The 19,030-nt window shown below is 50.5% G+C and carries 20 protein-coding genes; 14 read left to right on the forward strand and 6 right to left on the reverse strand.

From position 1 onward, the window contains the following. The first annotated feature begins 107 nt into the window (after window positions 1-107). The 12 genes from D9A02_RS18030 to D9A02_RS18085 all read left to right on the forward strand — a co-directional run bounded on the left by D9A02_RS18030 (window position 108) and on the right by D9A02_RS18085 (window position 11,925). The gene (locus D9A02_RS18030) at window positions 108-287 is read left to right on the forward strand and encodes a hypothetical protein (protein WP_120502254.1); all 180 of its coding nucleotides are present in this window, start codon (window positions 108-110) and stop codon (window positions 285-287) included. A gap of 178 nt (window positions 288-465) precedes the next feature. After that, window positions 466-1,344, forward strand: coding sequence for a Flp pilus assembly protein CpaB (cpaB, locus tag D9A02_RS18035; protein ID WP_120502255.1), 879 nt, complete (start codon window positions 466-468; stop codon window positions 1,342-1,344). 206 nt (window positions 1,345-1,550) lie between these two features. After that, window positions 1,551-2,969, forward strand: a complete 1,419-nt coding sequence (locus tag D9A02_RS18040; RefSeq protein WP_120502256.1) for a type II and III secretion system protein family protein — start codon at window positions 1,551-1,553, stop codon at window positions 2,967-2,969. A gap of 16 nt (window positions 2,970-2,985) precedes the next feature. Then, window positions 2,986-3,603 (forward strand): OmpA family protein, encoded by a 618-nt coding sequence (locus tag D9A02_RS18045; RefSeq protein WP_120502257.1) that lies wholly within the window; start codon window positions 2,986-2,988, stop codon window positions 3,601-3,603. 240 nt (window positions 3,604-3,843) lie between these two features. Next, window positions 3,844-5,085, forward strand: coding sequence for an AAA family ATPase (locus D9A02_RS18050; RefSeq protein ID WP_120502258.1), 1,242 nt, complete (start codon window positions 3,844-3,846; stop codon window positions 5,083-5,085). 15 nt (window positions 5,086-5,100) lie between these two features. Continuing rightward, window positions 5,101-6,552: a CpaF family protein gene (locus D9A02_RS18055; protein ID WP_120502259.1), complete on the forward strand. Its 1,452-nt coding sequence runs from the start codon at window positions 5,101-5,103 to the stop codon at window positions 6,550-6,552. A gap of 5 nt (window positions 6,553-6,557) precedes the next feature. Next, window positions 6,558-7,526 (forward strand): type II secretion system F family protein, encoded by a 969-nt coding sequence (locus tag D9A02_RS18060; RefSeq protein ID WP_120502260.1) that lies wholly within the window; start codon window positions 6,558-6,560, stop codon window positions 7,524-7,526. 31 nt (window positions 7,527-7,557) lie between these two features. Next, window positions 7,558-8,526, forward strand: a complete 969-nt coding sequence (locus D9A02_RS18065; RefSeq protein ID WP_120502261.1) for a type II secretion system F family protein — start codon at window positions 7,558-7,560, stop codon at window positions 8,524-8,526. 15 nt (window positions 8,527-8,541) lie between these two features. Next, entirely contained in the window at window positions 8,542-9,099 is a 558-nt protein-coding gene (locus tag D9A02_RS18070) for a tetratricopeptide repeat protein (RefSeq protein WP_120502262.1), read from the forward strand. Between the two features lie 26 nt (window positions 9,100-9,125). Beyond that, on the forward strand, window positions 9,126-9,983 hold the full coding sequence (locus D9A02_RS18075) for a lipopolysaccharide assembly protein LapB (protein ID WP_120502263.1): 858 nt from the start codon (window positions 9,126-9,128) through the stop codon (window positions 9,981-9,983). A gap of 11 nt (window positions 9,984-9,994) precedes the next feature. Further along, window positions 9,995-10,492 (forward strand): prepilin peptidase, encoded by a 498-nt coding sequence (locus D9A02_RS18080; protein WP_120502264.1) that lies wholly within the window; start codon window positions 9,995-9,997, stop codon window positions 10,490-10,492. Window positions 10,493-10,614: 122 nt separating this feature from the next. After that, a complete protein-coding gene (locus tag D9A02_RS18085) occupies window positions 10,615-11,925 on the forward strand; it encodes an ATPase (RefSeq protein WP_120502265.1) in 1,311 nt (436 codons plus the stop codon). Between the two features lie 21 nt (window positions 11,926-11,946). On the opposite strand, the gene D9A02_RS18090 is transcribed toward D9A02_RS18085, so the two are convergent. From D9A02_RS18090 to D9A02_RS18105, 4 genes are all read right to left on the reverse strand, one after another. After that, window positions 11,947-12,681 (reverse strand): LytTR family DNA-binding domain-containing protein, encoded by a 735-nt coding sequence (locus D9A02_RS18090; protein ID WP_162933126.1) that lies wholly within the window; start codon window positions 12,679-12,681, stop codon window positions 11,947-11,949. Window positions 12,682-13,014: 333 nt separating this feature from the next. After that, on the reverse strand, window positions 13,015-13,905 hold the full coding sequence (gene folD / locus D9A02_RS18095; RefSeq protein WP_120502267.1) for a bifunctional methylenetetrahydrofolate dehydrogenase/methenyltetrahydrofolate cyclohydrolase FolD: 891 nt from the start codon (window positions 13,903-13,905) through the stop codon (window positions 13,015-13,017). 94 nt (window positions 13,906-13,999) lie between these two features. Beyond that, window positions 14,000-15,676: a formate--tetrahydrofolate ligase gene (locus tag D9A02_RS18100; protein ID WP_120502268.1), complete on the reverse strand. Its 1,677-nt coding sequence runs from the start codon at window positions 15,674-15,676 to the stop codon at window positions 14,000-14,002. A 138-nt stretch (window positions 15,677-15,814) separates the two neighbouring features. Further along, a complete protein-coding gene (locus tag D9A02_RS18105; protein WP_367946758.1) occupies window positions 15,815-16,450 on the reverse strand; it encodes an MOSC domain-containing protein in 636 nt (211 codons plus the stop codon). Between the two features lie 148 nt (window positions 16,451-16,598). Here D9A02_RS18105 and D9A02_RS19340 point away from each other — a divergent pair, with 148 nt between their 5' ends. Continuing rightward, window positions 16,599-16,808, forward strand: a complete 210-nt coding sequence (locus tag D9A02_RS19340; protein WP_216824968.1) for a hypothetical protein — start codon at window positions 16,599-16,601, stop codon at window positions 16,806-16,808. A gap of 78 nt (window positions 16,809-16,886) precedes the next feature. After that, the gene (locus tag D9A02_RS19345) at window positions 16,887-17,405 is read left to right on the forward strand and encodes a membrane dipeptidase (RefSeq protein ID WP_216824969.1); all 519 of its coding nucleotides are present in this window, start codon (window positions 16,887-16,889) and stop codon (window positions 17,403-17,405) included. Between the two features lie 118 nt (window positions 17,406-17,523). Here the strand turns inward: D9A02_RS19345 and D9A02_RS18115 are convergent, their stop codons facing one another. Beyond that, window positions 17,524-18,078: an isochorismatase family protein gene (locus D9A02_RS18115; protein ID WP_120502269.1), complete on the reverse strand. Its 555-nt coding sequence runs from the start codon at window positions 18,076-18,078 to the stop codon at window positions 17,524-17,526. A gap of 16 nt (window positions 18,079-18,094) precedes the next feature. Further along, complete coding sequence (locus D9A02_RS18120) at window positions 18,095-18,949, reverse strand: hypothetical protein (protein ID WP_120502270.1); 855 nt, start codon at window positions 18,947-18,949, stop codon at window positions 18,095-18,097. Window positions 18,950-19,030 lie beyond the last annotated feature (81 nt).

Consider the following 19,030-nt stretch of genomic DNA (forward strand, 5'->3'; position numbering starts at 1 on the left):
ATGAATGTGGCCGCAATATTAACATTGCGGCCACATTCACTCAGGCAACTAAAAATTATGCAGATCAGAATCTCTAAATTTTAACGCCAACCAAATAAGGACACACCATGCTCAAACATTTGCGGCACTACAAAGCCGATGAAGATGGCGCAGTAACTGTAGATTGGGTTGTCTTGACTGCAGCGATCACCGGCCTTGCCTTTTCCGCTTGGACATCAACACGTGATGGTACGCTCGCATTGGCAAATAAAACGCAAGCTGGCATTTCAAATACGGTAGTTAAATAATAACAGCTCTATCAACAAACACAGCCTTTAATAGAACTGTCGACCGATCAAATAGCCACTTAATAAGCTAGCTTGTTCCATTGATTGCCCCTGATTTTGCCACAATCGACCCCTAGATACCTTCATTAGTTACAGGGCGGCTCGGCCCACGAAAAGCAGCTGTTTGAAAGGATTCGCCATGCGTTTGGTGTTTGGACTTGTCTTGGTACTTGGTTTGGGTTTGGCCGGATTCGCCGTTTATATGGCTAAAAATTACATTCAGGGCTATCAGGCGCAACTTGCGCATGAACGTGCACAACGCAAGCCCAACATTGAGACTGTTAATATTTATGTTGCCAAAAATCCCCTGAGATACGGCGATCAGTTAGACATTGAAGATACTGCGCTGATAGCCTTTCCCAAAGCGTCCCTACCAAACGGTTATTATGATACAGAAGATGCGCTATTCCCAAATGCGAACAGCGCACCTAGGAAAATCTTACGCGCCATTGAGCCCAATGAAGCGATACTAGAGATCAAAGTCACAAAGCCAGGAGAAGAAGCGGGAATTACATCACAACTGCAAAAAGGCATGCGTGCCTTTGCGATTAAAGTGGATATAGCCAGCGGCGTATCCGGCTTCTTGCGACCTGGAGATCAAGTTGATGTATACTGGACCGGTAATATTGGCCGGAATGGGGCGCGCACGGAGGGCAACTCCACCGGAGCAGTCACTAAACTTATTCAAAGCGGCGTCAAGCTTATTGCGGTTGATCAAGTCTCTAATAGCGATACAACAGGTGCCATTCTGGCGCGCACTGTGACAGTGTCAGCACGCCCACAACAGGTTGCAGCATTAGCACAAGCACAATCCACCGGTCGACTTTCTTTGTCGTTGGTAGGCGCAGGAGACGAGACCCTGGCAGAAGTGATCGAGGTCGACCAACGCAGCCTCCTTGGACTGGCAGAAGTGGCCGTCGAGAAGAAAGAAGCACCCGTTGCGAAAAAGCAAGTCTGCACGATTAAAACACGACGCGGCGGCGAAGTGATCTCAACTCCGATCCCGTGCACCAACTAGAAATACCCTAGAATATATCATTGTTTTTGAGGCGCTCTGAAAAGGGGCGCCTCGTCTCTTTCTGGCAACTATCTTCAGAAAAACACTCAAACTTCGTCGAAAAAGTTATTGATTCTTGAAAAGGAATCCGAATTGGCGCAGTCTCCACCCATAAATACGGGCACCTAAGACCCGACAACAGAGGCGTGATCGGAAAGGCAGGTCACATGAAAATTGCAGGTATAATACAAGCCGTCCTAATGGGCGCAGTTATGGTATGTGGTCCGGTTATGACCACAGCAAACGCGGAAACCTTGCAGGTTGTCCGAAAAGGCACCGCGCGAAACTTAAGCGTTCCTATGAACCGTGCGATCGTCGTTGAAAGCGATGTCCCATTTGCAGAACTCAGCATTGCTAACCCGGCAATCGCAGATTTCTCAACCTTATCAGATCGCACAATATACATCTTGGGGAAATCTCCGGGGCGTACCACATTGACGCTTCTGGATGAAACCGGCCGTCTAATCACCAATGTAGAAGTCCATGTCGCCGCAGATGTTGCAGAGTTCAAAGAACGCCTTCAACAAATTTTGCCTGGTGAAAAAATCGAAGTGCGCACTGCAAATGATGGGATAGTCCTGTCAGGAACCGTGTCCAACATCACCAGCATGGATCGTGCGCTGGATCTGGCCCAACGCTATGCACCTGAGCGTGTATCCAACCTGATGTCAGTTTCTGGTAAGCAGCAGGTCATGCTGAAGGTACGTTTCGCAGAAATGCAGCGCAGTGTTTCCAAACAGCTTTCAACCTCACTTGCAGTTGACGCCCTCGGCGGCGGTCTTGGAGTAGGCCTCTCGGGTTCAAACCTCGGCTCTACATTCGCAGGCAATACAGGCGCAGTTCCTTTAGGATCTGGTGCAGGTGGAACAAACGCAGGGGCGGCTCTGTTTGGCTTTGATATTGGTTCTGTTGAAGTCGGAATTCTGATGCAGGCTCTTGAAACAAAAGGCCTTATCAGGACTTTGGCCGAACCCAATTTGACAGCACTGTCTGGGCAGGAAGCCTCCTTTCTGGCAGGCGGCGAAATTCCGGTCCCGGTTCCAGCTGATGAGGACACGATTGCCATTGAATTCAAGCCGTTCGGTGTTGAACTCAAGTTCACCCCGCGCGTACTTGAAGATGGTATTATCAATCTGGAAATGGGAGCGGCAGTTTCGTCTATCGACCCCACAGTCAGCCTCGTTGCTAATGGCCTGAACGTCACTGGCTTCCGTCGCAGAGAGAGCCTCACAACAGTTGCGTTACGTGATGGTCAGAGCTTTGCAATTGCGGGTTTGCTGCAAGATGACTTCAGAGACAACAACAATCAGGTTCCTTGGCTTGGTGATATTCCGGTACTGGGTGGTCTCTTCCGCAGCGTCGATTATCAGCGTTCGCAAACGGAGCTGGTCATCATCATTTCAGCGCACCTCGTCAGCCCAACACGGGGTGAGGCATTAGCCCTACCTACGGATCGGGTCAAATTACCGTCAGAGGCGGACCTGTTCCTCAGAGGCCGTGTTTCCAAAGATATCGAACCCGGATCAGCCACCGGTGAAGTCGCCAAGCAAGATTTCAGCGGCTCCTATGGCTATGTCATGGATTAAGGGAAGGGTTGAACACATGAAGAATCTCATCATCTCCGCAGCACTAGTCTCGGTGGCAGCCTGCTCTAACGAAGCCGGATCCGCTGCAGACAGTGCGAATTTTGGCAATCCAACAATGAACAATCATCTTGTTCAAACAGGCCAACGGTCATACGTCGTCGACTTAGCTCATCGGTTTGCTAATGAAGTGCCAAGCACAGTTACATTTGCCTTTGATTCAGCGCAGCTTGATTCAAATGCGAGGATTGCGCTGAAAGAACAGGCAAACTGGATCCGCCAATTCCCCGAGATCCGTTTTAGGGTTTACGGCCATACCGACAAAGTGGGCTCAAGTGCGTATAACAAGCAACTTGGTAAACGCCGGGCCAACGCGATTGTGGCTTTCCTGTCATCACAAGGAATAAGCCGCAACAGATTGGAGGCGGTTGCATCCTTTGGTGAAACGCAGCCTTTGATCGTGACCGAAGGGCGCGAACGTCGCAACCGTCGCACAGTCACCGAAGTTACCGGCTTCGTGCAAGATCCGCCAATCCCACTCGATGGAAAATATGCCGAGGTGATTCACCGTGAGTATGTAGAGTCTGCTACGCGCGAGAGTTACTTGGAATCAACAAGCTCAACGTCAGACGAATAGTATTTCCACCATAATGTCGAACAATCAAAATCCCGCCCTTTCGGCGGGATTTTTTTGTTATCTTAAATCGCACAATTACGTTTTTTTAGCCCTAATGTTGCCCAGATTTCCCTCCAGTTTCTATCACTGAGACACTTGCGTCTTCATTTGCATGAATATTTGCATGGTTTTGCATCGGTCTTCTTTCGGTTTGCAACTGCAACCGAATGTTAGGCAACGAACAGAATTATAGGTACATAAATGGGTAGCGCGACCAGCGAACAGGAAAACAATTCTCTTTCCGCCTGCACAATCAGTCGGGATATCCAAAATTTCGACCTTCTGATTGAAGACATGGAAACAGCGATGGGTGATAACTGGGGTGCACTCAGTTTTGCAGAGGCTCTAGCTTTCTTCAGCCAGCCCGAATCAGAAGACATGGAATTCGTTACAGTTGCAATCGACGAAAGCGACGAGAATGAAATGGCCATTCTTGGGGAAATCATCACTGCCGCGAAAGCTCGCAAGGTCAAGGTAATCCTGATCGCTGAAGATGTTAGCCCGACATCCCTGCATCAACTGTTGCGACAGGGCGCAGACGAGTTTGTTCCTTATCCTCTTCCTGAAAATGAACTACAATCCGCAATTGAACGCCTGCGCAGACGTGAAACTGAAGTGCAAGTCATGCAGAAAGAAGCCGCATTTGCAGCTTCCGGTCCAGTAAATGACAGTGTCGTACTAGCCGTCCAAGGCATCGCAGGAGGAACAGGTGCGACAACCTTTGCCGTCAATCTCGCTTGGGAATTGGCCACAATCAGCAAAAATGACGCACCAACTGTCTGCCTGCTGGACCTCAGCCTTCAAACAGGCACGGCCGCAACATACCTTGATTTACCGCGACGCGATATCGTTTATGAAATGTGGTCCGACACCGAAGCCATGGATGAAGTCATCTTCAAGCAAACGCTCGTCGCCCATGAAGAAAAGCTGTGGGTTCTTACCGCGCCCCCGGATATTTTGCCACTCGACATGATCACCCCCGAAGATGTGAGCCGTGTAATTGAAATGGCAAGACGTCACTTTGATTATGTCATCATCGACATGCCTGGCTCTCTGGTTCTCTGGACCGAAACAGTTCTCCATGCCGCGCAGATTTACTTCACAACACTAGAGCTGGATATGCGGTCAGCACAAAATGCCTTGCGTCTCAAGCGCGCTCTGAAAGCCGAGGAATTACCCATCGAAAAGCTGCGGTTTTGTTTAAATCGCGCCCCGCGCTTTACCGATCTTAATGGGAAGTCACGGGTCAAACGCATGGCTGAAAGCCTTGAGATCAGTGTTGAGGTTCAACTACCGGATGGAGGAAGAACCGTTATGCAGGCCGGAGATCATGGCATGCCCCTTGCCTCAACCGCCGCGAAAAACCCCCTGCGTCGTGAAATCGCAAAGCTTGCCACATCTTTGCATGAGCTGGGCAAAGATGACGCCGAAGAAGCCGCCTGAGAAAGACGATAGATCATGTTTTCCCGATACAAAAAGACCTCTGGCAGCCCAAGCAAACCAGCTGCGAACCAACCCGCCACCGAGGCGGCTCCATCCCTCCCTGTCGAACATGCTACTGCCACAGCAGTCACATTACGCAAACCCTCGCCCACAGCAAATGCCACGGCCCAGCCGGTAGACCGCGAGCGCAAACGCAAAGAACGTCTAACAGACATCAAACTGGATCTTCACCGCTCACTACTTGATAATCTCAACCTATCGGCCCTAGATCAGGCAACCGAGGCAGATCTAAAAGCGGAAATCAGCGCCATTGCAGGTGAGGTTCTCGAAGAACGTAGTATCGTTCTTAACCGCGAAGATCGCACCTCACTGACGCAAGAGCTGTTTGACGAGGTTAAAGGGCTTGGGCCTCTTGAAACCTTGCTCAAAGATGACACCGTCAACGATATTTTGGTCAACGGCCCACAACAGATCTTTGTCGAACGTGACGGCAAGTTGATGCTGAGCGATGTCACCTTCAAGGATGAAAAGCATCTCCTGAGGATCATCGACAAGATCGTATCTGCGGTGGGACGGCGTGTTGATGAATCGAACCCATATGTTGATGCCCGCCTTGCGGATGGCTCTCGTTTCAACGCAATGGTGCCTCCAATCGCTGTGGATGGATCACTGGTTTCCATCCGGAAATTCAAAAAAGATAAGCTTGGCATTGATGACCTGGTCAGTTTCGGCGCATTTTCCGAAGAAATGGCCGCCTATCTTCAGGCTGCTGTTGCTACGCGCCTGAATGTCATCGTTTCTGGCGGAACAGGGTCCGGCAAGACCACCACACTGAATGCCCTGTCCGGCTTCATCGATAATGACGAACGCATCCTGACCATCGAAGATACCGCGGAACTTCAGCTACAGCAAATCCACGTCGGACGTATGGAAAGTCGGCCGCCTAACGTCGAAGGAAAGGGGGAGGTTTCCCCGCGCGACTGCCTCAAAAACGCCCTACGGATGCGTCCGGATCGTATCATCGTGGGTGAAACCCGTGGCGAAGAAGTCATCGACATGTTGCAGGCCATGAATACGGGTCACGACGGATCGATGACCACAATTCACGCCAACAACGCTCGTGATGCCATCAGCCGCCTTGAAAATATGGTTGCGATGGCCGGAATTGAGATGCCGCTCAAAGCCGTAAGAAGCCAAATCGCCAGCGCTGTGAACCTTCTGGTTCAAGCCAGCCGCCTGCAGGATGGTTCACGTCGGATGGTTTCGATCACAGAAATCACTGGAATGGAAGGCGACGTCATCTCGATGCAGGAAATTTTCCGCTTCCAGCGGGTTGGCCTGACGCCAGATAACAAGATCATGGGTCATTTCACCGGTACCGGTGTGCGATCCAATTTTTCCGAACGTTTCCGTCTGTGGGGCTATGACTTGCCCCCCAGTATTTATGAACCTGTCGCAGCGGAGTAGGTCCAATGGCAATCAGCGCAGAACCAATTATTTATGGCCTGATATTTGTCGGAGTCTTGGTCCTTGTCGAAGGGATCTATCTGACAATTTTCGGAAAATCTATCAGCCTCAACAATCGCGTCAATCGTCGTCTCGAAATGCTCGACAAAAACGGTAACCGCGAAGAGGTTATGGAAAAATTGCGCAAAGAGATGCAACAGCATCTCAAGGCCCGGCGCCTTCCATTGTACTCCATCCTGTCAGACAAGGCACAAAAAGCTGCGATTGCATTCACACCACGCCAACTGATCATGATCATGATTTTGTTGTGTTTTGTCGCCTTTATCGGACTATCTGTCGGCACGGCAACATCTGTTCCCATCCGTGTGATTGTTTCCATCGCTATGGGCGTCGGCGGTGTATTCACTTGGATCAGCCGGAAAGCCGGGAAACGCATGGATATGATGGAAGAACAGCTTCCTGATGCGATCGAACTAATGGTGCGGTCTCTGCGCGTTGGGCACCCATTTTCATCAGCCATTTCGATCGTTTCAAACGAGGTTTCTGATCCTCTGGGCACAGAATTTGGTATCATCGCAGACGAAGCTGCCTATGGCCGCGACGTCAGTGAAGCTCTTAAGGAAATGGCGGAACGGCTTGATATGCAAGATTTACGCTTTTTGGCCGTTGCGGTCACGATTCAACAGCAATCAGGCGGCAATCTCGCCGAGATACTTGATGGCCTAGCGAAAGTGATCCGCGCGCGTTTTCGCCTATTTCGCCGTGTTAAAGCCATTACAGCCGAAGCCAAATGGTCAGGTAAGTTCCTCTCTGGCTTCCCAATTGTTGCCATGATCGCCATTCAGATGCTCAAACCGGATTATTATGACGAAGCAATGTTGCATCCGTTTTTTATTCCGGCCTGTCTGGTCGTTGCCGCTTTTCTCGTGATGAATCTCATCGTCATGCGCGCGCTCGTCGATATCAAAGTCTGAGCAAACACTCACTCAAGGGAGCATCTTACAGATGTTGGACTTTTTAACTGATACCCTTGGCCCATTTGGCCCGATCATCGCAGTCGGAACAGTTGGCCTATTGCTTATTCTGATCACAGTTCCCTTGATGTTGCGCCAACGTATGGATCCACTTGAGAAGCTGAAGCAGGCCAACCGTTCGGGCCAACCTGCAAAAGAAAAAGCAACCAAGTTGCGAAGTGGCCAGCAAAACAAGAAGTTGGACAAATATGCCAATTTCCTAGAGCCACAGGATGAGAAACAACTATCACAAATTCGCTTGCTCTTGATGCAAGCTGGGTATCGCAATCGCGACGCCGTGAGATATTTTCATTTCGCTCAATTGACACTGGGAATCGGATTTTTAGTGTTGGGAGTTATCTACTTTTTGTTCTTTGTTTCAAATGGTGAAACCACTACGCAACAAACATTACTTTACATCCTTGGGCCGGGCGCCGCTGGTTATATGTTGCCCAAATACTGGGTGACCAAACGCCAACAAACCCGTCAAGAAGAAATCTCAAATGGCTTTCCGGACAGCCTGGACATGATGCTGACTTGCGTAGAAGCCGGGCAGTCTCTGGATCAATCAATCATTCGCGTGGCAAAGGAAATCCATGTGTCCTATCCCGCTTTGGCCGAAGAGTATGAAATTGTAGCGCATCAGATAAAAGCTGGGCGTGATAAACCATCAGTTTTGAATGAAATGGCCGAGCGCTGCGGAAATCAGGATATTTCAAGCTTTGTGACTGTTCTAGTTCAATCACAAACCTTCGGCACCTCAGTTGCTGACGCCCTGCGCGTTTATGCCGGAGAGATGCGTGACAAACGTGTCATGCGGGCCGAAGAAAAAGCTAACAAGCTTCCAACCAAGATGACATTGGCAACGATGATGTTTACGGTGCCCGCACTATTAATCATTCTCGTCGGCCCATCGATTTTAGGTATTCTTGAGCTGTTTTCGATGGCGGCCGGCGGCTAAAACACCTGAGGCACCATGACCCGAGCAGGGGCAGCACTACTAATCTTTTTTTCCCTTGCCGCTTGCGACGAGGGATCAAAGCTCGACAGCGACAATCCATTTGCCCCTGGCCCAGCCGCCAAAGGCGAAAGTGTTGATGGCCTGGTCGTTGGTCACCGCCTGATGGATGCCCAAGAATATGAATTGGCAATTCAGGCCTATTCACGCGCGGCACTTGAGCATGGCCTGTCGGCGGAAGTTTTGGCAGGCATTGGCTCAGCCAACTTAGGATTGGGGCGTCTGGACACGGCTGAGCGTCAGCTCCGCAAAGCTTTAGAAAAAGACGAAAGATCGCCTGAGATCTGGAATAACATTGGTGTGATCTTGATCGAAAAAGACGAAGTGGCAGAAGCAGAGCAAATGTTCCGGCGGGCTTATGCGCTAGATAATGGCGAAAGTGACGCAATCCGCGATAATTTACGCTTAGCGCTCGCAAAATCTGAAAATTCTGCTTATGATGAAACCACAGAGCAAGACTATAAAGTGGTACGGCGAGGAAGCGGAGACTTCAAAATAAGCCAGATACCGTATTGAGGCTGAGGCAGTAAGAGGACGCAAAAATGCGCCATCCGATTTATTTGACGCTTTGCGCTGTTAGCGCACTGGCACTTGCAGGTTGCGAATCTCCTAAAGATCAAGACGTTGACCGTGCGTTTCAAGATGTGAATGTCATTGACGAAAGTAATCTCAACGAGGTGATGCTATCGATTGCAGATCCGAACGAAGGGGTTGCCTATTTCCAACGCACATTGGGTCAACACCCCGAACGCATTGATCTGCAGCGCGGACTTGCAATTTCTTTGGTCCGTGCCAAACGCAATACTGAAGCAGTCTCAGCCTGGAAGCGGGTAACATCACACAAGAAAGCCACCAATGACGACCGTGTCGAATACGCTGACGCGCTGATTCGTAACAATGATTGGGATCGCGCGGACCAAGCGCTTGATCAAATCTCCCCTACACATGAAACATTCAAACGTTACCGCCTTGAGGCCATGGTCGCAGATAGTAATAAGGAATGGAAAAAGTCCGACAGTTTCTATGAAACCGCAGTTGGCCTGACCACACGTCCTGCTGGTGTAATGAATAACTGGGGATACTCAAAGCTTAGCCGCGGAGATTATAGCGGTGCGGAACGTCTATTTACGGATGCGATCCGCCAAGATAACTCATTATTCACTGCCAAGAACAATCTGGTTTTGGCACGTGGCGCGCAGAAAAACTACTCTCTTCCAGTTTTGCAAACGACGCAAGAAGAACGTGCGCAGCTTCTTTATACTCTTGGGCTTTCCGCTATTAAACAAGGAGACACCACGATCGGAAAGGGCTTGTTGCGCGATGCGATCGATACGCACCCGCAACACTTCGAAGAGGCAACGCGTAGCCTTGAGGCACTGGAAAGCAACGTCGCAAATTAAGGCGAAAACCCATGTACATCACGTCTGCACAGGCCTTGTGGTTTCTACCATTTGTGACCCCCATTTGCCTATGGGTCACATGGAGTGACCTGAGCGCGATGCGTATCCCCAACAAGGCTGTTCTGGCCTTGTTTGCGGTCTTTGTAGTCGTTGGACTATTTGCACTACCAACCTGGTCAGCCTACGGATGGCGTTTTGTCAGCTTCGCGATTGTTCTGGCATTAGGCATCGTCGCGAATGCAGCGGGCCTTATGGGCGCCGGAGATTCAAAGTTTCTGGCCGCCGCAGCCCCGTTTGTTGTCCCTGCCGATACGCCAATATTATGCATTATTTTCTCCGCAAACCTGTTGGCCTGTTTTTGCGCACACCGCGTGGGAAAAAACACCCGCCTACGAGCTTTGGCCCCAGACTGGACCAGCTGGTCACGTGGGAAAAAATTCCCAATGGGTTTTGCTCTATCAAGCACCTTAGTGATTTATCTCATTCTGGGCCTTGTAAACGGGACGTAGAACAAAACTCAAAACCCCTCACCTGCCCGACCATCACCACAATTTAGCCCACTTGCCCAAGATAATGGCCACATGCCCCGCACAACGCAGGGGCTGATGTAACCAAGCGGCAGACCAGACCAATGAATATGCAGGTTTCTCAGGGCGTTCAGCCCCCTCCTCCTCCTTCACGTCTTGAGGAAATGAGGCTTCCAGTCGTGATGATGCGCGACATCCTGATCAAGACTATGTTTCGCAAAAACATAGATATGGTGTCAGAACTGTCCGAGGCTGTCTGCCTACCGCGTGCGGTCACACAAGAGCTGGTCGATATGGCGCGTGAACAAAAGCTGCTTCAGGCCACAGGTACGCTGAACGCAAACTCTGGTGGTGAGATGGGCTATCAGTTGACCGATATGGGGAAATCCCGTGCACTTGATGCCCTGTCGCAATCCGAATATTTTGGCCCGATGCCTGTCCCGCTCGCCATTTACAGCGAACAGGTCAAGCGCCAGTCGATCCGCAACATTCAGATCACCCGGGATGAACTGACAGGTGCCATGGGCCATCTGGTTTTGCCAGACAGCCTACTGGATCATCTTGGCCCTGCCGTTTCGGCTGGCCGTTCGATTCTAATGTATGGCCCCCCCGGCAATGGTAAATCATCTATCTCGAACGGAATCCGTGATGCGATGGGTGACAAGATCTATGTGCCGCGAGCAATTGAATATGCAGGGCAAGTTATTACCGTCTATGATCCTATTGTGCATTCCAAAGCTGAAGTTGAATCTGACGATCCAAACTCACTGCGTCGCCGTCGTACATTTGACACCCGTTATGTCCGTTGTGAGCGCCCCACCGTCATCACCGGTGGCGAGCTGTCTCTGGACATGCTGGATCTGGTATATAACCCCACCGCACGCACGTATCAGGCGCCTTTGCAGCTAAAATCAACCGGTGGCATCTTCATCGTGGATGACCTTGGTCGTCAGGCAGAACCCCCACAATCTTTGGTCAACCGCTGGATTGTTCCGCTTGAAGAATCCAAGGATATTCTAGCACTGCAATCGGGCGAAAAGTTTGAAGTACCCTTTGACACACTGGTGATTTTCTCAACCAACTTCCACCCCAACAAAATTTTTGACCAAGCTGCTTTGCGCAGGATTTTCTTTAAGATCAAAATTGATGGCCCCGTTCAGGAGGATTTCCTGAAAATTTTTGCAATGGTCGCCAAAAAGCGCCAGATGCCATTGGACGAAACGGCTTTGGTTCATCTGCTCAAAAACAAATATCCGACAATCAACAACATCTACGCAAACTATCAGCCCATCTTCTTGATTGATCAGATGATTTCGATCTGTGATTTTGAAGGCATCCCCTATCAGATGACGCCTGAACTTATTGATCGCGCATGGGCAAATATGTTCGTTAAGGACGAAAAGATCGTAAACTAAACTACAAAAGTGGGCCGCCAGTTATACAATACCAGCGGCCTCAAGCTCTGGTCGGTATTTGCGGCTGACAGGAATGCGGTCGCCGTTGCTAAGCACCAAAAAGATTTTCTGGCCATTTTCCCGCTCAACACTCTCAATCGCATCTTCCGCGATCCAATGCGAACGATGGGAACAATAGCCTTTGATCGGTTCCATCTTCTCAATGGCATCGATTAAACGCATTCTCAACGTTTCTGTCCCGGCATCCGTCACGACTTCTACCAAATGGTCTTTGGCACTCAAACGCAAAATTTTGGTCGCGTTTTCGTTTTGCAGCCGCCGCAATAACCGTGGTTGAACGGTTTCAACATGTGTCATCACTGGCGCTTCAGCTGAATAGGGCTTAAGGATCTGCCCAGCAGTTGGTGCTTCTAATCCCGGTATAAACCTACGCGCCAAATAGGTCGAGATAGAGATCAGTCCGACATACAAAAGCATTGATGAAAACCCAAACATCAAAGCATTTTCACCACCTACTGTCACCTGCCCAATCCACCATAGGACGGGTGCGCCCCCAAAAGTCATAAGAATAACAATACAAGCGTCAACGATGTAGGGCTCATCGCTTCTTATTACCATCAGTGTAATGAAGCGAAACGAATAGGCCATAATCACTCCGACAGATATGATTGCTGCCCAAAATACAAAACGATCCAGCATATCCATGTAGTGAAAAGTACCGAATGGCCCAGCAATTGTAGCTATAATGATCCCCATGCCCCATACAAACAATGTCAGGGACGAGCGCATTCTATTCAACGTTTCATTAAGGCAGAGCCTAAAATTCTGTTCTGATGTTTCACTCACTCTTCTTCACCCAAAAACGATCCAATTCGAAAAAAGGCGCGGAATCACGATCTTCGCCCATATAGAATAACTATCACCGTGGTAGATCGTTCATAATAGAGGGAAATTCTTTCACTCAATCCCCCTATCTCCAATTGTTACATCGATTTATGATACATTGCCGCCCAACACTGAAATAATGAAATTCGCAATAAAAAAACCCCGGTATATGACCGGGGTTTTTTATTGTATTATTATCGAAAATTACGCGGTCAGCCCTTTGGGCTCTGCCAGCCCATTGGCGCGACAGCAGGCCGTCACGGTATTTGCCAACAAGCAAGCGATGGTCATCGGGCCAACCCCACCGGGGACAGGTGTGATCGCACCGGCACGCTCAGAAGCGCTGGCGAAATCAACGTCGCCAACAAGAACGTTTTTACCGTCGCGTTCAATGCGGTTGATGCCCACGTCAATCACGGTGGCCCCTTCTTTGATCCAGTCACCCGGCACCATTTCTGGGCGGCCTACGGCGGCGACAACGATATCGGCGCGGCGCACAACGTCAGGCAGGTCTTTGGTGCGGCTGTGTGCGATGGTCACGGTGCAGCTGTCGCCCAACAGCAATTGCGCCATTGGCTTACCAACAATGTTTGAGCGGCCGACAACAACTGCATCCATACCAGAGATCGAGCCATGGTGATCGCGCAGCATCATCAGGCAACCCAGAGGGGTGCAAGGCACCATGGATTTCTGGCCGGTGCTCAGCAGACCAACGTTTGAAATGTGGAACCCATCCACATCTTTAGCTGGCGAGATGGAGTTGATCACCAGATCTTCGTCCAGATGTTTAGGCAATGGCAGTTGAACCAGAATGCCATGAATGGCCGGGTCATTGTTTAGCTGATCAACCAGCGCCAGTAGATCCGCCTCTGATGTATCTACGTCAAGCTTATGCTCAACACTGTTCATACCAACCTCTACGGTTTGTTTGCCCTTAGAACGGACATAAACTTGGCTGGCAGGATCTTCGCCAACCAAAACAACCGCCAAACCTGGAGTGATGTTGTGCTCTTCCTTCAGGCGAGCCACGTGCCCAGCAACTTTTTCCCGAACGGTCGCCGCGAAGGCTTTCCCATCAATGATTTGCGCAGTCATGGTTGCGTCCTCTATTTATTATGATTTCTGGTTTCGTTTACACAAACGAAATAGGCCCGGCAATTCGCCGGGCCTATGTTTTTCGTTACTAAGATCAGAACAGACCTTCGATTTGTCCGCCATCGTTCAGATGGATTGTTTCAGCCGCTGGTGTGCGTGGCAGACCAGGCATGGTCATGATCTCACCGCAGACAACAACGATGAAGCCAGCACCCGCGCTCAGGCGAACTTCGCGAACCGGAACCGAGTGGCCAGTTGGTGCGCCACGCAGGTTAGGATCAGTCGAGAAGCTATACTGAGTTTTCGCCATGCAGACCGGCAGGTTACCGTAACCTTGGTCTTCCCACAGTTTCAGCTGATCGCGAATCTTCTTGTCGGCCAGAACTTCGTCTGCACGGTAGATACGCTTAGCAATGGTATCGATCTTGTCGAACAGTGACATATCATCAGGGTAGATTGGTGCAAAGTTTGCTGTACCACCTTCAACGATCTCAACAACTTTATTCGCCAGGTTTTCCGACCCTTTGGAGCCGAACTCCCAGTGTTGGGAAACAACAGCTTCGGTACCGTGGCTCGCAACATAGTCTTTGACTGCTTGAACTTCCGCATCTGTGTCTGTGACGAAGTGGTTGATCGCAACAACCACCGGAACGCCAAAGGATTTGATGTTCTCGATGTGGCGGCCCAGGTTCGGACAACCTGCTGTGACAGCGTCAACATTTTCGGCACCAAGATCAGCCTTAGCAACCCCGCCGTTCATTTTCATCGCGCGCACTGTCGCAACCAGAACAACTGCTGATGGCGCCAGTCCAGCCTTACGACATTTGATGTTCATGAACTTTTCAGCACCAAGATCGGCACCGAAACCAGCTTCGGTCACAACATAGTCGCTGATTTTCAGCGCGGTTGTTGTGGCGATAACTGAGTTACAGCCGTGTGCGATGTTGGCGAATGGACCACCGTGAACAAACGCTGGGTTGTTTTCTAGTGTCTGCACCAGGTTTGGCTGCATTGCGTCTTTCAGCAAAACAGTCATTGCACCTTCGGCTTTGATATCACGGCAGAACACTGGGCTACGATCACGACGATACGCAACAATCATGTCGCCCAGACGTGTTTCGAGATCTTTGAGGTCTTTTGCCAGACACAGGATCGCCATCACTTCTGAGGCCACTGTGATGTCAAAACCACCTTCACGTGGGAAGCCGTTGGATACACCACCCAGTGAGCAGGTGATTTCACGCAGCGCGCGGTCATTCATGTCAACGACGCGGCGCCATTGAACGCGACGAACGTCGATTTCTTGCTCGTTACCCCAATAGATGTGGTTGTCGAGCATGGCTGACAACAGCGAGTGTGCAGATGTAATCGCGTGGAAGTCACCTGTGAAGTGCAGGTTCATGTCTTCCATTGGAACAACTTGTGCATAACCGCCGCCGGCTGCGCCACCCTTCATCCCGAAGTTGGGGCCGAGCGATGCTTCGCGGATACAAACCATGGCTTTTTTGCCAATGCGGTTCAGGCCGTCACCCAGACCAACGGTTGTTGTGGTTTTACCTTCACCAGCTGGCGTCGGGTTAATCGCAGTCACCAGAATCAGTTTGCCGTTTTCATTTCCCTGAACCGAATTAATGTATTCTTGGCTCACTTTCGCTTTGTCGTGGCCATAAGGCAGCAGGTGTTCAGTAGGGATGCCCATCTTGTCACCAATTTGCTGAATCGGCTTCTTGGTGGCTTCGCGTGCAATCTCAATATCGGATTTATAGCTCATATTATTTCCTCTGGTGGCCGCAATGCGGTCTTAAGCTGTTCCGGCTATACCCGGTCTTCAGTCGTATACAAAATGCGAATCCGACACCTACGGCCCTTGTTGCGTCGGTTTGCCAAAGATCGGTTTCGTATCGGAAACTCAATTTCCGGTTTGACGTGCAGAGTCAATATGTGACCACGTTGGTTGATCAGGAATGTGAAGAATAAGTGTATCTCCAACATTTAATGAGCCCTCTCGCTCAACCCACATGGTCACACCACGTAACCCATTCGCAGCAGCCTTGAACAACTTTCCGTGCCCCGGGTGATCTTTCTCAATCTCTCGTGCCGGGAAATTACAAGGGCGGTTTTCCATATCGACGACGAGCGCTGTGCCCTTTGTGCTTTGCAGTCGTGACGAAGGTGGAACATACGTGAATTCCGGAATCCCACGTATAACAACTGAGGCCCCGAGCCATTCGGGATGGATCTCTTCCAATCCAACTTCCTCTGCGATGAAGGCAAGCTCTTCTTCCGACACCACAGACAGCTGCCGAGTGTTCCTTATGGTGGTTCCTTCAGGATGTTGCGACCGTACCCGAACGCAAGACGGGCGTGTTTCACCTGAATGCACCTCTCCATCGGCACCCGCAAAGCTAAGTCGCATTTCCTCCAATGAAACAGAACGGATCGTGTCCTCATTGTTTTCAACTCGTCCGAGCCATGTGACTTCAGCCTTAAATGTGGTCGGTAGCAATGCTGGCACTTGAGTATCCCCCTCTTCAATCGCCAACACTGTTGACGCCCTGCCATTGAAGGTCAATCCCAAGAGCGCGCACTAATGAACGTTGCTGTTCAACTCATTTAATCGCCCGATATTTCACGTAAATTTGACTCAACTCATGGCAGCATACTAGCATTGACCCACATTTCATCAGGGGCAGATGAAACAAATTCTAGCATCACTAATCTTAGGTGCCGCATTAGCACACGCTGCAACGGCCAGCGAACAGGGCATGACATGGCCTGCCTCGGATGAAGCTGCGCACCTGCAAGGCAAAACTGCTGTCATCTGGAATTCCCAAACGGCCACCATCTTGATGGCGATCCCAAGCGCATGGCAATCCTTGCCGATATGGGCATTAAAAGCGTGATCTTGACCTATAACGGCATATTCAGACCAGGTCAGGATCTCTTGCCGCCATCAACGGGCACGAAATCGGCCTCACTCCTTGTGGCAAGACGTCATTGATGAGCTAGTGCGCTATGGCATCCTTTTAGACCTGAGCCACACTGGCAAACAGACTGCGATGGACGCAATGGATTACATGGATGAAAATCATCCCGGCATTCCGTACGTCTATACGCATTCCATTCCTGCCGGGTTTTACGCCAATGATCCAGAAGCGACACCTCGGGGTTGTTATCCTAACATCACCGATGAAGAAGCCCTGCGCGCAGCAAATTCTAGTGGCTATGTATCATCCAGTTTCACCGAATGTATGAGGGACGGCATTTGGTCCGAGGATATCTCACCTCAGCAGGCTGCAGATATGATTGACTATTACGTCAAACTGGTCGGCGTTGATCACGTCGGTATTGCCACCGATGACATGTTTGTCGAAACCTTGATAAACACCTTCGTTGAAGCCAACCCAGATATCTATGATGACAATACATGCTCAAAGCCTTTCAGCGGGGCTCAACCGGCAGCGGGAAAATCGCCAAAATCTATGGCGGTAACAAGATGAGGGTCTGGTCCGATGGTTGGGGGTGGGTCCCACAGGAGCAGTTTGATACGACCTATCAAGATCGCGTCAAACTGCGCCAAGAATTGAGAAAGCGTTTCTTTTCGCGCTGAAACATGATTCAGTTCAAGGTCTTCAACACTTCCTCAGTTTGCAAAACCGTCGCAAACTCGCCATGCAGGTTTGCCAACGTGACCGAATGGATCTGCTCGGCATCATGATCAACCCCATCAGGGCCAGTGGCCCCGTAAGCCCAAACGCCATCGGCCGTATATATAGTGTCAAATCCAAGGTTACCAGCTGACCGCGTGGTCGATTCTGCGCAATGATTGGCTGTGGCACCACAAACCACCAGCCGCTCGATTCCACTGGCGCGCAAATCCGCCTCCAATGATGTACCGACAAAGCCGCTAGCCACATGTTTAATCACCACCGCCTCGCCGTTTACAGGGGCGGCGAAGGGCTGCACCACTGCTCCGGGCGCACTGGCATTAAACGGATCATCCGCATCAGAGCCGTGGTGGTGGATATGAACCACCTTATCGCCCCGGTCGCGAAACGCCTTGAGGAGCGTCTCAATGTTCCCTTCAGCCTGGCGGCAAGAACGCTCTGCGCCAGCCGTGTCATCATGAACAAAAGCCATCTGTACGTCGATGACCAAAAGTGCGGTTTTCATAGTTCTTTATCCTTATTTATGCGCTGGCGCGGTCGGCGAGGATCTTTTTGACCCGGTCGCCATAGATTCGAATATTGACGTCATCGCTGAGAACGCGACCTGGTTGTTCATCGTAGGTCAGAATCGCCGTTACCCGCGGGCGATTGCCCTGAACCTCAGTCACACCGTGCAAGGAGTATCCCCCCCGGAACAATGTAAAAGTCCCGGCCCCACGGCTGAATGTTTGTGCCGCAGACATATCTCCTGACAACAATCGAGTCACCGACTCGCCGTCTTCGGTCTCGTCTGTGCGTGAATTGGGCAGGAAGGCAAACTCTCCCCCCTCCTCGGCCGACTGGAGAAGTAATGTCACCGTGCATTCGGTTGTATCGTAATGCCATGCGTGCCAACTACCGGGTTGTAAGGCCACGACATTGAGCGCTTGAAACTCATCCGCACAACGATAAAGCTGCGGCTTTTGCTGCACTCGGCGGACAAATTCAGTCAAAAGATCGGACGTGTAGAGTTGCTTTAGCAATGTCTCTTTCGGGATCTGATCATCCGCCAGTTGGACCGCTTTATGCATATATTCCTTGCGACGTGGGTCATCTGCAGGTGCATCCGGATCAACTGCGCCTTGATAGATCGTACGCTTGATCGTCAACACAGGTGCTGAAGGCAGTAAATCATTCGATTCAGCAGCCAGAGCTTCCAGTGCATCTTCGCGAATGAAGCCATCCAGATTACACCAACCGTGTTCTTCCATCTGTGTCTGACATTGCGCTAGAAAGTCTGCCCCAAGCCCCTGATCAAGATCCGCGATCGGGTAACGTTCCAAATCGACAAGCTCAAGCGTCATATCCGTTTCTATCTGTGGTGTTGCATGGTTCATATTGCCTCCTCTACGTCGCGCAAGATCGCTTTGCAGCGATCCTCATTTCGGCAGGCTTAAGTTTGGCAGTAGAAAGATCAT

The sequence above is a fragment of the Roseovarius sp. EL26 genome, assembly GCF_900327775.1.
Taxonomy (GTDB): Bacteria; Pseudomonadota; Alphaproteobacteria; order Rhodobacterales; family Rhodobacteraceae; genus Roseovarius.

Bases quoted from the DNA above. Each gene is read 5' to 3' on its own strand.
- D9A02_RS18080 (WP_120502264.1), top strand. From the start codon at position 9,995: ATGTACATCACGTCTGCACAGGCCTTGTGGTTTCTACCATTTGTGACC.
- D9A02_RS18115 (WP_120502269.1), bottom strand. From the start codon at position 18,078: ATGAAAACCGCACTTTTGGTCATCGACGTACAGATGGCTTTTGTTCAT.
- D9A02_RS18050 (WP_120502258.1), top strand. From the start codon at position 3,844: ATGGGTAGCGCGACCAGCGAACAGGAAAACAATTCTCTTTCCGCCTGC.
- D9A02_RS18030 (WP_120502254.1), top strand. From the start codon at position 108: ATGCTCAAACATTTGCGGCACTACAAAGCCGATGAAGATGGCGCAGTA.
- D9A02_RS18070 (WP_120502262.1), top strand. From the start codon at position 8,542: ATGACCCGAGCAGGGGCAGCACTACTAATCTTTTTTTCCCTTGCCGCT.
- D9A02_RS18085 (WP_120502265.1), top strand. From the start codon at position 10,615: ATGAATATGCAGGTTTCTCAGGGCGTTCAGCCCCCTCCTCCTCCTTCA.
- D9A02_RS18075 (WP_120502263.1), top strand. From the start codon at position 9,126: ATGCGCCATCCGATTTATTTGACGCTTTGCGCTGTTAGCGCACTGGCA.
- D9A02_RS18065 (WP_120502261.1), top strand. From the start codon at position 7,558: ATGTTGGACTTTTTAACTGATACCCTTGGCCCATTTGGCCCGATCATC.
- D9A02_RS19340 (WP_216824968.1), top strand. From the start codon at position 16,599: ATGAAACAAATTCTAGCATCACTAATCTTAGGTGCCGCATTAGCACAC.
- D9A02_RS18100 (WP_120502268.1), bottom strand. From the start codon at position 15,676: ATGAGCTATAAATCCGATATTGAGATTGCACGCGAAGCCACCAAGAAG.
- D9A02_RS18060 (WP_120502260.1), top strand. From the start codon at position 6,558: ATGGCAATCAGCGCAGAACCAATTATTTATGGCCTGATATTTGTCGGA.
- D9A02_RS18055 (WP_120502259.1), top strand. From the start codon at position 5,101: ATGTTTTCCCGATACAAAAAGACCTCTGGCAGCCCAAGCAAACCAGCT.
- D9A02_RS18120 (WP_120502270.1), bottom strand. From the start codon at position 18,949: ATGAACCATGCAACACCACAGATAGAAACGGATATGACGCTTGAGCTT.
- cpaB (WP_120502255.1), top strand. From the start codon at position 466: ATGCGTTTGGTGTTTGGACTTGTCTTGGTACTTGGTTTGGGTTTGGCC.
- D9A02_RS18040 (WP_120502256.1), top strand. From the start codon at position 1,551: ATGAAAATTGCAGGTATAATACAAGCCGTCCTAATGGGCGCAGTTATG.
- D9A02_RS18045 (WP_120502257.1), top strand. From the start codon at position 2,986: ATGAAGAATCTCATCATCTCCGCAGCACTAGTCTCGGTGGCAGCCTGC.
- D9A02_RS18090 (WP_162933126.1), bottom strand. From the start codon at position 12,681: ATGGGGATCATTATAGCTACAATTGCTGGGCCATTCGGTACTTTTCAC.
- folD (WP_120502267.1), bottom strand. From the start codon at position 13,905: ATGACTGCGCAAATCATTGATGGGAAAGCCTTCGCGGCGACCGTTCGG.